Here is a 13,903-nt window from a genome sequence, read left to right as displayed (position 1 = left end):
GCGCTGACATGACCACCGACGATCCGCATACCGCCGAGCTGCGCGCTCGCGTCGCCGGGTTGATGGGGCACGCGAAAGAGGATCTGGCGCAGCTTGTCTCGTTCAAATCGGTGGCCGATCCGCGTCAGTTCCCGCCGGAGGAGTGTGAGCGCGCCGCCCAATGGGTGGCGGACGCGTCGGCCGCGGTGGGCCTCACCAAGGTGGGCCTGCACGAGACGCCCGACGGGAGCAAGACCGTGATCGCGTCGCGTCCCGCGCCGCCCGGTGCGCCGACCGTGCTGCTGTACTGCCACTACGACGTGCAACCGCCGCTCGACGAATCCGCTTGGCGCACACCGGTGTGGACGCTCACCGAGAAGGACGGCCGCTGGTACGGGCGCGGCGCGGCCGACTGCAAGGGCAATGTGGTGGCGCACCTGACGGCCTTGCGCGCGGTGGGCCCGGACCTGCCGGTCGGCGTCACGCTGGTGGCCGAGGGCTCCGAGGAACAGGGCACGGGCGGGCTGGAGCGATTCGTGGAGAGCAACCCCGACCTGTTACGCGCCGACGCCATCGTGGTGGCGGACTGCGGCAACTTCGCGGTCGGCGTGCCGACCTTCACCGAGACGCTGCGCGGAAACGTGAACGTGGTGGTGACGGTGGAAACCCTTGCCGGGCCGATGCATTCGGGCATGTTCGGTGGCGCCGCCCCCGACGCGCTGGCCGCCCTGATCCAGGTGCTGGCCGGTCTGCGCGACGAGCGGGGCAACACCACGATCGCCGGGCTCGACAACACCCAGACCTGGGACGGCGCGCAGTACTCGCCCAAGCAGTTCCGGCTGGACGCCGGTGTGCTGAACGGCGTCGATCTGGCGGGCAGCGGCACCGTCGCCGAAATGCTCTGGGCCAGGCCCGCTCTGACCGTGCTGGGCATCGACGCCCCGCCGGTGGTCGGGTCGTCGGCGGCGATCCAGCCGACCGCGCGCGCCCGGCTGAATCTCCGTATCCCGCCGGGTATTTCACCGGCCGAGGCGCACGAAGCGCTGGAAGCGCATCTGCGGGCCAACACCCCGCTGCACGCGCGCATCACGATCGAGCCGGAATCCGAAGGCGCGCCGTTCCGTTCGCCCAGCGGCGGTCCGGCCCGCGCCGCGCTCGACGCCGCGCTGGCCGCGTCCTACCGCCGCCCCACCACCACGCAGGGGCAGGGCGGCTCGATCCCGCTGTGCAACGTCTTCGCCGACACCTACCCCGACGCCGAGATCATGCTGATCGGCGTCGAGGAACCCCGCTGCCTCATCCACGCCCCGAACGAGAGCGTCGATCCCAGCGAGATCGAGCACATCGCTCTCGCCGAGGCGCTGTTCCTGACGACCTACGGCGCGAACTAGCCGACGTTGGCGTCCAGAGAGCAGGTCACCGGCGGCAGCGGCACCGGGCCGACATTGGTGACGCGCAGGTCCAGGCGCACCGGCCCGGCCCCGGTCGGTACGTCGTAGAAGGTGACGGGCTGGGAGTAGAAGCCCACCCGGCGCGAGCCCTGGAGCAGCCCGGACGCACCCGTGTTCAGGTTGGTCCAGGTCACCGAGAGGTGGCTGTCATAGCCCCAGAAGCTGTGCTGGGAGTCGCCGACCTGGATGTCGGGGCGCCCGCCGCGGCCGTCGCGCTGGTAGACCCCGACCGAGCCCACGTGCGGCATGTCGACGATGTAGGGGCTCAGGCCGATGCAGCGCGGCGGCAGCCAGTCCAGCGTATCCGCCTGTGCGCCACCGGCTCCCGCCAGTGCCGCACCTGCCGCCAGCGCCGTCGCCGCCGCGATCTTCCGCACCATACGCATGGATTCTCCTCCTGAGGTTCGACAGCCGAGCATCACCCCATGCATATCGGAACGGCCCGAAACGTTACGTTGCGCAATGAAATACTCAGCCGCCCGCAGACAATAGTCTTGGGAGCTTGTGAATTCGTGCGATCGCTCGGCGGCGCTCAGAACTCGCGCTGATCCTCCGGTTCCAGCACGGTGAATTCGGTTCCGGCGGGCCCCATTTCGGAGAGCCTGCCGAAGTAGATGCCCCGGGCTTCCGGCTGGATGATCCCGAAGTGGATGGGGAACGCGGTGCGCGGGTTCACCGCCCGCAGGTAGTCGACCGCCTCGCTGATGCGCATCCACGGCGCGACCGCGGGCGCGGCCAGCACGCCGACGGGGACCGGCGGCACCCACAGCGAGTCGCCGGGGTGCACGAGCTCGGCCGGATCGTCGGCGGTGCCGAGCTGGAAGACGGTGTTGTCGACCACGGGGATCTCGGGGTGGATCACGGCGTGCCTGCCGCCGCCGCCCGTGATCCGCAGATCGCCGAGGTCGAGCACGTTGCCCGCGTGCACCGCCTCCCAGGGGCCGCCGCGCTGGGCGGCGGTCTGCGGGTCGCAGAGCAGGCGCGCGCCAGGGTTCGCCTCGATCAGCGCCTCGATGCGGTTCGGGTCGATGTGGTCGGGATGCTGGTGGGTGACGGCGATCGCGTCCAGGCCGGTGATGCCCTCGAATCCGTGCGAGAACGTGCCCGGATCGAACAGGACCTTCTTACCGTGCAGCTCGACGAGGAGGCAGGAGTGACCGAAGTGGGCTATGCGCATGCCGCCATGCTATTGGCTCGGGCGCGGTCGCCGGGTGACCCTGGCGGCGGGCGGCGCGGGCTCGGCGGCTACCATTTGACCGTCGCGCCGCGGGTACCGGGTACCGGTCGGCGCGGCCGCAAATCATGGTCGGCGCGGCCAATCGCGCTGCTCAGACACACCCCGCACACCCATATGAGGAGCAACGCGTGGCACGAGTCGTGGTCGAGGTGATGCCGAAGGCCGAGATCCTGGACCCCCAGGGGCAGGCCATCGTCGGTGCGCTCCCGCGCCTGGGATTCGCCGGGATCTCCGATGTGCGGCAGGGCAAGCGATTCGAGCTGGACGTGGCCGACGATGTCAGCGACGCCGAGCTCGAGCAGATCGCCGAGAGCCTGCTCGCCAACACGGTCATCGAGGAGTGGAAGGTGGTCCGGCTGCCATGACGGCACGCATCGGGGTCATCACGTTTCCCGGCACGCTCGACGACGTCGACGCGGCGCGGGCGGTGCGCCGGGCGGGCGCCGAGGCCGTGAGCCTCTGGCACGCCGACGCCGACCTGAAGCAGGTCGACGCGGTGGTCGTGCCCGGCGGCTTCTCCTACGGCGACTACCTGCGCGCCGGCGCCATCGCCCGATTCGCGCCGGTGATGGGCGAGGTGGTGCGCGCGGCCGGCCAGGGCCTGCCGGTGCTTGGCATCTGCAACGGCTTCCAGGTGCTGTGCGAGGCCGGTCTGCTGCCGGGCGCGCTCACCCGCAACGAGGGCCTGCACTTCATCTGCCGCGACGAGTGGCTCACCGTGGAGTCGGTGGACACGGCGTGGACCTCCCGCTACGAGCCGGGCGCTCAGATCCTCATCCCGCTGAAGTCGGGTGAGGGCCGCTACCAGGCCTCGGCCGCCGTGCTCGACGAGCTCGAGGGCGAGGGCCGCGTGGTGTTCCGCTACACCGGCGACAACCCGAACGGCTCGCAGCGCGGCATCGCGGGCATCGCGTCGGCGAACGGTCGCGTGGTGGGGCTCATGCCGCACCCCGAGCACGCCACCGAGCCGCTGACCGGCCCGAGCGACGACGGGCTCGGCCTGTTCCTCTCGGTGCTCGACACCCTGGTGTCGGCCTGATCTTTTCGGTGTGAAGGCCCGGAACCCGCTGGTTCCGGGCCTTTTTCACGAGATGCGGTCGAGCAGGACGAATTCCACCCCTTCGGCTCTGGCGAGATAGCCGGGTTGCACGGCCTGGTTGCCGTCGAAACCCCTTGGGCCGCTGGGGGTCTCGTAGCGCACGCCGGTGGCGAGGGCGCGCTGGATGCTCGGCACGTGCAGCGAGCCCACCGCCTCGGCCAGGCCGCGCAGTGCGTGGATCGCCTCGTAGGTGGCGTTGCTGAAGCTGGTGAGCGCCGGCGCGAACTCGCCGTACCTCTCGCGGTAGCGGGCCTTGCGGTGGCGGCCGTCGGGGAGCCGGTCGTCGAGGAAGAAGCGGGACGGCACGTACAGGTTGTGGTTGGCGCCCGCACCGCCGCCGAGCAGCACATTCTCATCGGCGGCCGGACTCACGCGCACCTGGTCGGCGGACCGCCCGGTGGCGGCGAACCGGCGGTTGAAGCGCACCACGTCGGCGCCGACCAGCAGTACCACCACCCCGTCGGCGCGGTCCAGATCGGGGTGGGTGAAGAAGTCGCCGAAATCGGTCGCGCCGAGCGGGACGTAGCGTTCCAGGACGATGTCGCTCTGATCGGAAAGGCTGCGGCGCAACGCTTTCGCCGTCTCGCGGGGCCAGATGTAGTCGCTGCCGATGATCGCCCAGCGCCGCACGCCGAGTTCGCGGCGCAGCCAGTGCACGGCGGCCACGGTGTGCCCGGCGGGGTGTTCGCCGAGCATCAGCACGCCGGGCGGCTCCGGCAGTCCCTCGTGACTGATCGCGAAAACGTACGGCACCCGTCCGTCGTTGACGCGGGCGACCGCGCGGCGCACCGCCGAGGTGTGCCAGCCGGTGATCGCGTGCACCATGCCCGTGGCGAGCAGGGCCGACACCTCGGCGGCCACCTCACGGGGCGGGCGTCCGCCGTCGATCGTCGTGGTCCGAATTTCGCGTCCGAGAATTCCCCTGCCCCGGTTGATTTCGCTCGCCGCGAGCGAAATCGCGGCTTCGCAGGAGGGTGCGAAGATCCCGCCCGGGCCTTGCGCGGGGACTATGTCGAGGATCTCGATCGAGCCGTCCGGGCTCTCGCCGAACGCTGACATTCGGTACTCTTCTTCTGTTCGAGCGAATTTCGAAAGCAGGCGGGGAAATGACGACCATTCTAAACGGATACGACACGCTGCACGGCGCGCTGCGTGCCGCCGAACACCGTTGGCTCCGTCACCTCGACGCCGCACTGTGTGCCAGGCAGCTTTCCGCCGATCAGTGGTCCATGCTGTGCAACCTCTCCAGTGAGACCGGCGTCACTATGAGCGAGCTGGCCGCGCGCTCCCAGCTACCCCCCTCCTCGGCCACCAGGCACGCGGACTGCCTGGCCGAGCGCGGCCTGATCTTCCGCGTCGCCGCCGAGGAGGACCGCAGGCGCATCCTGATCGGCCTGAGCAGACTGGGTGTGGAGCTGGTCGAGGCGGTGCGGGCCGAGGAGGAACTGGCCGAGCGCCAGTTGCAGGCCAAGATGGGGGCGCGCCGGTACGCGGAGCTGAAGCGGTTGTTGGAACTGGTCGCAGGAAGCTGAGCCGACACCTTCCGATGTTCGCTGCGCCGGTCCCGATCACATCAGGTCGAGGGTTTCGAAGTCGGCGCCTGCCGCGCGGGTGAGGAAGGTGGGGGTGACGATCTGGTCGCCTCGGAAAGTGAATGTTCCTACGGCGCTCTCCAGTACCGGGCGGTCGGCCAGGGTGCGGTGCATGGTGGTGGTGTCGAAGGAGCCCGTGGCGTCGGCTACGGCGCGCAGCGCGTGCAGGGAGCGGTAGACGCCGTTGGCGAAGCGGCTGAAGGTGGGGGCGAAGCCGCGGTGCAGGCGGCGGTAGCGGTCCAGCAGGTCGCGGTCGCCCGCGCAGCGGCGGTCGGGGATCACGCGCGAGGGCACGTAGATGTTGCGGTTGGCGTCGAGACCGCCCGCCAGCAGGACGTTCTCATCGATCGTCGGGCCGGTGCGGAACTGGCGGTCGGCGCGGCCCGCCCGGGTGAACGCGCGGTTGAAGCGGGCCGCGTCGCCGCCCACGAGCAGCAGGATCACGCCGTCGGCGTCGTCGAGACGGGGATCGCCGAGCACGTCGTCGAATGCGGTCGCGCCCAGTGGGACGAAATGTTCGGCCACGATCTCGTGGGTGGGCGCGAGGATTGTCCGCAGCGCCGGGGTGATTCGGCGCGACCAGCCGTATTCGCTGGCCACCACCGCCCACCGGCGCGCGCCGAATTCGCGGTACAGCCAGTTCACGGCGACGAGCGTTTGGATACCGGGGTGCTCGCCGATCATGAATACACCGGGCAGTTCGGGGTCGAGGCCGTCGTGGCCGACGCCGAATACGCACGGCGCGCGACCCGCCGCGGCCCTGGTGACGGCGGAGCGGTTCTCCGGCATGGGAATTCCGGTGATAGCGTGGACCATTCCCGTGGCGAGCAGGGCGGATACCTCGTCGGCCACGCGCTGCGGCGGCCCGCCGCCGTCGATGGTGGTGACGCACACCTCGCGGCCCAGGATGCCGGTGCCCTCGTTCATCTCGGCGGCCGCCAGCGCCGCGGCCGCCTCACACGACGGCCCCACGATCGCGCCCGCCCCGGTGCGCGGCGCGATATTGATGATTTCCACGGGCGCGTTCATGATCGCCGCCCCTCCGTCCAGAATTCACCGGACATTCTCTTTTCCAGCTCGCCGAACAGTCTAGCGCCGGAGTATCGCGATGAGTTTCCCGGCAATTACCCGTGCGATACAAGGGGATTAATGCGGAGTGTTGTCGTTTGCTGTGGTCAGCGGCGCAGGAACCGATACCCGGTGACGAGGCGGATCGTCGCGACCTGCGTGGCCGCTCGCTGCTCCGGATCGGGGATGCGCCGAGGAGCGTCGCGGGCGTGCGGGCCGCGGCTGTGCGGCTGCGCATAGGATCGGCGGCATGCCCGTTGTCACGACCAGCGCGACCGCCGAAGGGCTGTGCGCGTTCATCGATGCCTCGCCCTCGCCGTTCCACGTGTGCCGCACGGTCGCGGCGGAACTGGACGCGCTGGGGTTCACCCGGTTGGCGGAGGCGGCGGCGTGGCCGCAGGCGGCGGGGCGCTACTACGTGGTGCGCGGCGGGTCGCTGGTGGCGTGGGCCGACGCGGGCGGGGACACGCCGTTCCGGGTGGTCGGCGCGCACACCGACAGCCCGAACCTGCGGGTCAAGCAGCATCCGGATCTCGCGGTGGCGGGTTGGCAGCTGGTGGGCCTGGAACCGTACGGCGGCGCGTGGCTGAACTCGTGGCTGGATCGGGAGCTGGGCGTCTCCGGACGGCTCACCGTGCGCGACGGAAACGCGGTGCGCGAGCACCTGATTCGCGTCGACGAGCCGATCTTGCGGGTGCCGCAGCTGGCCATCCACCTCGCCGAGGACCGGCGCGGCGTGACGCTGGACCCGCAGCGGCACGTGAACGCGGTGTGGGGCGTGGGGGAGCGGCCGCGCTCGTTCCTCTCGTTCGTCGCCGAGACCGCCGAGGTGGACCCGGCCGCCGTGTTGGGCTGGGAGCTGATGACCCACGACCTCGCGCCGAGCAGGCTGGTGGGCCGCGACGCCGATCTGGTGAGCGCGCCGCGCTTGGACAATCAGGGCACCTGCTACGCGGGCCTGCGCGCGTTCCTGGCCGCGATCGAGGAGCCCGGCGCGGCGGTGCCGGTGCTGGCGATGTTCGACCATGAGGAGGTCGGCAGCCAGTCCGATCGCGGCGCGCAATCCGATCTGCTGCCTTCGGTATTGGAGCGCATCGTGCTGGCGCGCGGGGGTGGGCGCGCCGAATACCTTGCGGCCCTTGCCGGTTCGGTCTGTGCCTCGGGCGACATGGCGCACGCCACCCACCCCAACTACCCCGAGCGCCACGAACCCGCCCACCGCATCGAGGTGAACGGCGGGCCGGTGCTGAAGGTCAACCAAAACCTCCGGTACGCCACCGATTCCGTCGGCGCCGGCGCCTTCGCCCTGGCCTGCGCCCAGGCCGACGTCCCGCTCCAGCGCTACGTCCACCGCGCCGACCTCCCCTGCGGTTCCACCATCGGCCCCATGACCGCCGCCCGCACCGGCATGCCCACCGTCGACGTCGGCGCCCCCCAACTCGCCATGCACTCCGCCCGCGAACTCATGGGCACCGCCGACGTCCCCGCCTACGCCGCCGCCCTCACCGCCTTCCTCACCCCGGACACGGTGAACGCCTGAGCCCAAGGCGGCCGAGTCCGCAAGATGCGGAGCGATCGTCGATGTCACACGGTTGCGCAGCTGCGAGCCGAGCGCCTCGGTCATCCCGGCGCGCAAGGTCGTCCCCGGTACCCGAATCGGCTGGCTACTCGGCAGTGCGACCGGACCCCGATCAGGCTGGGGCCGAGTTGGTTTCGGACGCCCGAGCGACCACCGGGCGGTAGAGGGCGACGGCGACGACGAGCACCGCGAAGGTCGCGAGGACATAGCTGCTGCCGAGGATCTGCTGCCACCAGGTCCAGTCGAGTTCGAGGTCGTCGGAGTGGGGGAGCAGCCACTGGGGGCCGATGAGGAAGAGCACGGTGAAGCCGAGGACGGTCGCGGTGAAGCCACGGCCGCGGCGGGTGCCGACGCGGATGCGGGCGAGGGCGTCGGCGGCGACGAGCAGGGCGGGCGCGATCCAGACCCAGTGGTGCGACCACGAAACCGGGGAGACCAGGAGGATGGCGGCGGCGTTGACCAGCAGCGCGGCCACGGTGGCGCCGGCCTGGATCAGCCGGTGCATCCACACGGCGGCCAGCGCGATCGCGATGAGCGACAACGTGATCCAGATCGCGGTCGCGGCCCCGTCGGACACCCCGAGGCGGAACGCGAACCCCTTCAACGACTGGTTGCCCGCGAAGTAGGGCGGGCCGATGCGACCGGTGTCGTGCAGGGTGTGGAACCAGTAGTCCACCGAGTCGCGGGGGAAGAGCAGGAACCCGACGCCGACCGCGCCTATCGCCGACGCGACCATGGTGCCCGCGGCCTTCCAGTCCCGCCGCAGCAGGAAGTACAGCAGGTATGCGGCCGGAATCAGCTTGATCGACACCGCGATCCCGATGAGCATGCCGCGCGGCCAGAAAGGCTTGCGCACCAGGCAGTCCAGCGCGATCGCGGCCATCAGGACCAGGTTGATCTGCCCGAATCCGAATGTCTGGCGCACCGGCTCGAGGTACAGCGAGAACGCGAGCGCCGCGATCACCAGCGGCACCGCCACCGTGCGATCCAGTTGCGGCCGCACCCGCGCGAGCACCAGCCACAGCGTGATGCCGAGGCTGCCGAGCGAGGTCAGCAGCACCGCGATCTCGGCCAACTGCAACGGCATCAGGGCCAAAGGCGCGAAGAACAGCGCGGCCAGCGGGGGATAGGTGAACGGCAGGCCGATCCCGAACACCGGGGGCATCGGTCCGTACAGATCCCCGCCGTCCAGCCAGGTCCGCGCGCCGTTGCGATAGACCTGGAGATCGATGTACCCGTACCACCAGTGCGCGAGCAGGGAGATCACCGCGGACAGCAGGAACAGCGCCAGGGCGGCGGCCAGCCACCGCAGGTGCCGGGACGAGGCGGTGGCCGCCGGAGAGGAGGAGGGGTTCGGCTCCTGGACGCCGGGCGCGGCACCGGCCGAATTCGCAACCCCCGTTCGTTCGCTCACCCGCACAGAGTATCCGGTGCCGCCCGCTCGTCGGGGCGCTGCACCCCGGCGGGGCAAACCGCCCGGTCCGACCCGTCGCGACCGCGCGCTGACCGTGCAAAACCACACCGCCCGCGGCACCGCCCCGAACGCTCGGGCAACAATCCAGCGACCGGCACTTCACCGGAGCCGGCCCGCGCACCCCCGGATCGCGCCCCTCACCTGCGGGGCCGCCGCGCCCGCCCTCTAGACTGGCAGCCGGGCAACTCGCCGGAACCCTGCGACAACGTCCGTCGCCGCACCGAGTTCGCCTACCCGCCGGCTCCGCCGGTTCGCCGAACCCCCTGCCCGGCCGAAAGGACCCAGGTAACTCCGTGACTCCGCAGGTCGACACCGTCAGCGCAGCCGCAGCAACCCCCGACGTGACGCAACCGTACAAAGAGCTCGGCCTCAAGGACGACGAGTACGCCCGCATCCGGGAGATCCTCGGCCGCCGCCCCACCGACGCCGAGCTGGCCATGTACTCGGTGATGTGGAGCGAGCACTGCTCCTACAAGTCCTCCAAGGTCCACCTGCGCTACTTCGGGCAGACCACCACCGACGAGATGCGCGCGTCCATGCTGGCGGGCATCGGCGAGAACGCGGGCGTGGTGGACGTGGGCGACGGCTGGGCGGTCACCTTCAAGGTGGAGAGCCACAACCACCCGTCCTACGTGGAGCCCTACCAGGGCGCGGCCACCGGCGTCGGCGGCATCGTGCGCGACATCATGGCGATGGGCGCGCGCCCGATCGCGGTGATGGACCAGCTGCGCTTCGGCGCGGCCGACGCGCCCGATACCCGCCGCGTAGTGGACGGCGTGGTGCGCGGCGTGGGCGGCTACGGCAACTCCCTCGGCCTGCCGAACGTGGGCGGCGAGACCGTCTTCGACGCCTCCTATCAGGGCAACCCGCTGGTCAACGCGCTGTGCGCCGGGGTGATGCGGGTCGAGGACCTGCACCTGGCGTTCGCCTCGGGCACCGGCAACAAGATCATCCTGTTCGGCGCGCGCACCGGTCTGGACGGCATCGGCGGCGTCTCGGTGCTGGCCTCGGACACCTTCTCCGGTGACGAGTCGGGCACCGGCCGCAAGAAGCTGCCGAGCGTACAGGTGGGCGACCCGTTCACCGAGAAGGTCCTCATCGAGTGTTGTCTGGAGCTGTACGCGGCCAATCTGGTGGTCGGCATCCAGGACCTCGGCGGCGCCGGATTGTCCTGCGCCACTTCCGAACTCGCGGCCGCCGGGGACGGCGGTATGCACATCGAACTCGACAAGGTGCCGCTGCGCGCGACCGGCATGACCCCGGCCGAGGTGCTCTCCAGCGAATCGCAGGAGCGCATGTGCGCGGTGGTCACCCCCGAGAACGTGGACGCGTTCATGGACGTGTGCCGCAAGTGGGACGTGCTGGCCACGGTGATCGGCGAGGTCACCGACGGTGAGCGCCTGATCGTCACCTGGCACGGCGAGACCGTGGTGGATGTGCCGCCGCGCACCGTCGCCCATGAGGGCCCGGTCTACGAGCGCCCGGTGCGGCGCCCCGAGGAGCAGGACGCGCTGGTCGCCGACACTCCCGACAAGCTCTCGCGCCCCAAGACCGCCGACGAACTGCGCGCGACCCTGCTGACCATGCTGGCCAGTCCGCAGCTGTGCAGCCGCAAGTGGATCACCGAGCAGTACGACCGCTACGTGCGCGGCAACACCGTGCTGGCCGAGCACGCCGACGCGGGCGTCATCCGCATCGACGAGGAGACCGGCCGCGGCATCGCGCTGGCCACCGACGCGTCGGGCCGCTACACCAAGCTCGACCCGTACACGGGCGCGCAGCTGGCGCTGGCCGAGGCGTACCGCAACGTCGCCACCACCGGCGCCACGCCGAAGGCCGTCACCAACTGCCTGAACTTCGGTTCGCCGGAGGACCCGGGCGTGATGTGGCAGTTCCAGCAGGCCGTGCGCGGCTTGGCGGACGGCTGTGTGGCCCTCGGCATCCCGGTCACCGGCGGTAACGTGAGCTTCTACAACCAGACCGGCCAGGACGCGATCCTGCCGACCCCGGTGGTGGGTGTGCTCGGCGTCATCGACGACGTGCACCGCCGCATTCCCACCGGCCTGGGCCTCGAGCCCGGCGAGACGCTGATCCTGCTCGGCGAGACCCACGACGAGTTCGGCGGTTCCATCTGGTCGCAGGTCGCGCACGGTCACCTGGGCGGCGTCCCGCCGAAGGTGGACTTCGCCCGCGAGCGGCTGCTGGCCGAGGTGCTCACCGCCGGTTCCCGCGACGGCATGATCAGCGCCGCGCACGACCTCTCCGAGGGCGGGCTCGCGCAGACCGTGGTGGAGGCCGCGCTGGCCGGCGAAACCGGTTGCCGCATCCTGCTTCCCGAGGGCGCCGACCCGTTCGTGGCGCTGTTCTCGGAGTCGGCGGGCCGCGTGCTCGTCGCGGTGCCGCGGTCGGAGGAGACCCGTTTCACCAAGATGTGCGAGGCGCGCGGCCTGCCGTGGACCCGGATCGGCGTCGTGGACCAAGGTTCCGATTCCGTCGAGGTGCAGGGCCACTTCTCGGTTACCATGGCCGAATTGCGCGACGCCTACGAGGGCACGCTCCCGAAACTGTTCGGAGCCAGCGCAATCTGACCCTCCAGGGAGGCTCGGATGGCAACCGCTGAGCTACGCGATAGGTTCGCCCGTCTGGGCGGCAGATTCGCTCGCTGGTTCCATCCGGACTACCCGGGCTTGGTGGTCGCCACCCTGTTCTTCTGCTGGTCGCTGACGCCGTCGCTGCTGCCCCGCGACTGGTTGTTCGCGGGGTTGGTCAGCGGCGTCAACGCCGCGATCGGCTACGGCGTCGGCTGCCTGCTGCACTGGGCCTACCGGCGCTGGGTCGCGCCGAAGGTGCGCCTGCCCGCGTCGGTGGAGGAGCGGATCGCGGCCCGTCCCGGCTGGTTGGTGCCCGTGGCCAAGGGCGCGCTGGTGGCGGTGTGCGCGCTGGCGGCGGTGCTGGTGATGATCCGCTCGGCCTACTGGCAGCGCGAGATCACCGCGCTGATGGACATGGAACCGACCACCACGTCGGGCTTCCTGCGCACCGGCCTGCTCAGCGCCGCGGTGTGCGCGCTGGTGATCGGGCTCGCCCGCGGGCTGCGGTGGCTGGTGCGCTGGGTGACGAACCAGCTGGTCCGGTGGGTGAAGATCCCGCGCCGGGTCGCGCTGCCGATCGGCGTGGTGACCGTGGTGGTGCTGGCGCTGCTGCTCGGCAACGGCGTGCTGGTGCGGGTCTTCTTCGACGTGGCCAATTCGGCGTTCAGCGTGCGCAACAGCAACACCTCGCCCAACGCCGTGCCACCGATCCAGCCGGAACGCTCCGGCAGCCCGGCCTCGCTCGCCGCGTGGGACACCCTCGGCTCCGAAGGCCGCTGGTTCGTGTCCTACGCCCCCGGCGCGGAGACCATCCAGCAGGTCACCGGACGCCCCGCCCGCGAACCGATCCGCGTCTACACCGGCCTGGAATCCGCCGACGGCATGGAAGCGCAGGCCGAGCTGGCCGTCGCGGAACTGGAGCGCACCAAGGCATTCGAGCGCGAGGTGCTCGTCGTGGTCACCACCACCGGCACCGGCTGGGTGGACTCCACGAGCGTCGAATCGATCGAGCTGATGTTCGACGGCGACACCGCCGTGGTCGCCACCCAGTACTCGTATCTGCCGAGCGCGCTCTCGTTCCTCTCCGACAAGGAGAAGGCCACCGAGTCCGGACGCCTGGTGTTCGACAAGGTGCACGAGCGCTGGTCGGCGCTGCCCCCGGAATCGCGGCCCAAGCTGCTGGTCTACGGCGAGAGCCTGGGTTCGCAGGGATCGGAGGGCGCGTTCAGCGGGTTGGCCGACCTGCGGGCGCGCACCGACGGTGTGCTGTGGGTCGGGCCGCCGAACTCCAATCGCCTCTGGCGCGAGTTCGTCACGCGGCGTGATCCGGGTTCACCCGAGGTGCTGCCGATCTATGCCGACGGGCTGGTGGTGCGTTTCGCCGACGCGCGCGCCGACCTGTGGAGTACCGGGCAGACCTGGTTGAACCCGCGCGTGGTGTACCTCCAGCACGCGTCCGATCCGGTGGTGTGGTGGTCGCCGGATCTGCTGTTCACCGAACCGGATTGGCTGCGCGAACCGCGCGGGCCCGACGTCACGCCCACCATGACGTGGTATCCGATCGTCACGTTCTGGCAGGTCGCCGCCGACCTGCCGAACGCGCAGCGCGTCGCCGACGGGCACGGTCATCGCTACGGCACGTTGGTGCTCGACGCGTGGGCCGCCATCGCGGACCCGCCGGGCTGGTCCGAGGAACTGGCCGAGCGGGTGCGCGCGTATCTGGAGGAGTCGGCGGATCGGGAGCGCGAGTTGAAGTAGGGCGGGGCGCGTCATCGGAGGTCGCGGTGTGCGCCCGGCCCGAAGGGGGCGAACACCCCCGGGCGGGCCCGGACC

The 13,903-nt window shown here is 70.7% G+C and carries 12 protein-coding genes; 7 read left to right on the top strand and 5 right to left on the bottom strand.

Annotated features, from left to right (window positions below; translation table 11 throughout):
• Positions 1-8 precede the first annotated feature (8 nt).
• Positions 9-1,370 carry a dipeptidase gene (locus OHB21_RS04630; protein WP_067504888.1) on the top strand — a complete coding sequence of 454 codons (1,362 nt, stop codon included), beginning with the start codon at positions 9-11 and terminating at the stop codon, positions 1,368-1,370.
• Here the strand turns inward: OHB21_RS04630 and OHB21_RS04625 are convergent.
• Positions 1,367-1,816 carry a hypothetical protein gene (locus OHB21_RS04625; RefSeq protein ID WP_147265926.1) on the bottom strand — a complete coding sequence of 150 codons (450 nt, stop codon included), beginning with the start codon at positions 1,814-1,816 and terminating at the stop codon, positions 1,367-1,369. The two genes, OHB21_RS04630 and OHB21_RS04625, sit on opposite strands and share 4 nt — an antisense overlap.
• A gap of 146 nt (positions 1,817-1,962) precedes the next feature.
• On the bottom strand, positions 1,963-2,607 hold the full coding sequence (locus tag OHB21_RS04620) for an MBL fold metallo-hydrolase (RefSeq protein ID WP_067504883.1): 645 nt from the start codon (positions 2,605-2,607) through the stop codon (positions 1,963-1,965).
• A gap of 188 nt (positions 2,608-2,795) precedes the next feature.
• On the opposite strand from OHB21_RS04620, the gene purS reads away from it, so the two are divergent.
• A complete protein-coding gene (gene purS, locus OHB21_RS04615) occupies positions 2,796-3,032 on the top strand; it encodes a phosphoribosylformylglycinamidine synthase subunit PurS (protein WP_067504881.1) in 237 nt (78 codons plus the stop codon).
• Positions 3,029-3,706 (top strand): phosphoribosylformylglycinamidine synthase subunit PurQ, encoded by a 678-nt coding sequence (gene purQ, locus OHB21_RS04610; protein ID WP_067504878.1) that lies wholly within the window; start codon positions 3,029-3,031, stop codon positions 3,704-3,706. The genes purS and purQ overlap by 4 nt, the downstream gene beginning before the upstream one ends.
• A gap of 45 nt (positions 3,707-3,751) precedes the next feature.
• On the opposite strand, the gene OHB21_RS04605 is transcribed toward purQ, so the two are convergent.
• Entirely contained in the window at positions 3,752-4,825 is a 1,074-nt protein-coding gene (locus OHB21_RS04605) for a substrate-binding domain-containing protein (RefSeq protein ID WP_067504874.1), read from the bottom strand.
• 47 nt (positions 4,826-4,872) lie between these two features.
• On the opposite strand from OHB21_RS04605, the gene OHB21_RS04600 reads away from it, so the two are divergent.
• Positions 4,873-5,298: a MarR family winged helix-turn-helix transcriptional regulator gene (locus tag OHB21_RS04600; protein ID WP_067504870.1), complete on the top strand. Its 426-nt coding sequence runs from the start codon at positions 4,873-4,875 to the stop codon at positions 5,296-5,298.
• A gap of 36 nt (positions 5,299-5,334) precedes the next feature.
• On the opposite strand, the gene OHB21_RS04595 is transcribed toward OHB21_RS04600, so the two are convergent.
• Positions 5,335-6,387: an ABC transporter substrate-binding protein gene (locus OHB21_RS04595; RefSeq protein WP_067504866.1), complete on the bottom strand. Its 1,053-nt coding sequence runs from the start codon at positions 6,385-6,387 to the stop codon at positions 5,335-5,337.
• Between the two features lie 289 nt (positions 6,388-6,676).
• Between OHB21_RS04595 and OHB21_RS04590 the strand changes: the two genes are divergently transcribed.
• Positions 6,677-7,966 carry a M18 family aminopeptidase gene (locus OHB21_RS04590; RefSeq protein ID WP_067504863.1) on the top strand — a complete coding sequence of 430 codons (1,290 nt, stop codon included), beginning with the start codon at positions 6,677-6,679 and terminating at the stop codon, positions 7,964-7,966.
• Between the two features lie 151 nt (positions 7,967-8,117).
• Here OHB21_RS04590 and OHB21_RS04585 read toward each other — a convergent pair whose 3' ends face one another.
• Complete coding sequence (locus OHB21_RS04585; RefSeq protein WP_084537390.1) at positions 8,118-9,419, bottom strand: glycosyltransferase 87 family protein; 1,302 nt, start codon at positions 9,417-9,419, stop codon at positions 8,118-8,120.
• A gap of 353 nt (positions 9,420-9,772) precedes the next feature.
• Between OHB21_RS04585 and purL the strand changes: the two genes are divergently transcribed.
• Together purL and OHB21_RS04575 are read left to right on the top strand one after the other, a co-directional pair.
• The gene (purL, locus tag OHB21_RS04580; RefSeq protein WP_067504860.1) at positions 9,773-12,067 is read left to right on the top strand and encodes a phosphoribosylformylglycinamidine synthase subunit PurL; all 2,295 of its coding nucleotides are present in this window, start codon (positions 9,773-9,775) and stop codon (positions 12,065-12,067) included.
• Between the two features lie 18 nt (positions 12,068-12,085).
• A complete protein-coding gene (locus OHB21_RS04575) occupies positions 12,086-13,828 on the top strand; it encodes an alpha/beta hydrolase (protein WP_067504857.1) in 1,743 nt (580 codons plus the stop codon).
• The last annotated feature ends 75 nt before the right edge of the window (positions 13,829-13,903 follow it).

Source organism: Nocardia puris, from assembly GCF_036051655.1.
GTDB classification, from domain to species: Bacteria; Actinomycetota; Actinomycetes; order Mycobacteriales; family Mycobacteriaceae; genus Nocardia; species Nocardia puris.
Note: the sequence above shows the minus strand (reverse complement) of the source record. Positions and strands in the feature narration are given on the sequence as shown.

Coding starts and splice junctions, on each gene's coding strand:
- OHB21_RS04630 (WP_067504888.1), top strand. CDS start 9: ATGACCACCGACGATCCGCATACCGCCGAGCTGCGCGCTCGCGTCGCC.
- OHB21_RS04625 (WP_147265926.1), bottom strand. CDS start 1,816: ATGCGTATGGTGCGGAAGATCGCGGCGGCGACGGCGCTGGCGGCAGGT.
- OHB21_RS04620 (WP_067504883.1), bottom strand. CDS start 2,607: ATGCGCATAGCCCACTTCGGTCACTCCTGCCTCCTCGTCGAGCTGCAC.
- purQ (WP_067504878.1), top strand. CDS start 3,029: ATGACGGCACGCATCGGGGTCATCACGTTTCCCGGCACGCTCGACGAC.
- OHB21_RS04605 (WP_067504874.1), bottom strand. CDS start 4,825: ATGTCAGCGTTCGGCGAGAGCCCGGACGGCTCGATCGAGATCCTCGAC.
- OHB21_RS04600 (WP_067504870.1), top strand. CDS start 4,873: ATGACGACCATTCTAAACGGATACGACACGCTGCACGGCGCGCTGCGT.
- OHB21_RS04595 (WP_067504866.1), bottom strand. CDS start 6,387: ATGAACGCGCCCGTGGAAATCATCAATATCGCGCCGCGCACCGGGGCG.
- OHB21_RS04590 (WP_067504863.1), top strand. CDS start 6,677: ATGCCCGTTGTCACGACCAGCGCGACCGCCGAAGGGCTGTGCGCGTTC.
- OHB21_RS04575 (WP_067504857.1), top strand. CDS start 12,086: ATGGCAACCGCTGAGCTACGCGATAGGTTCGCCCGTCTGGGCGGCAGA.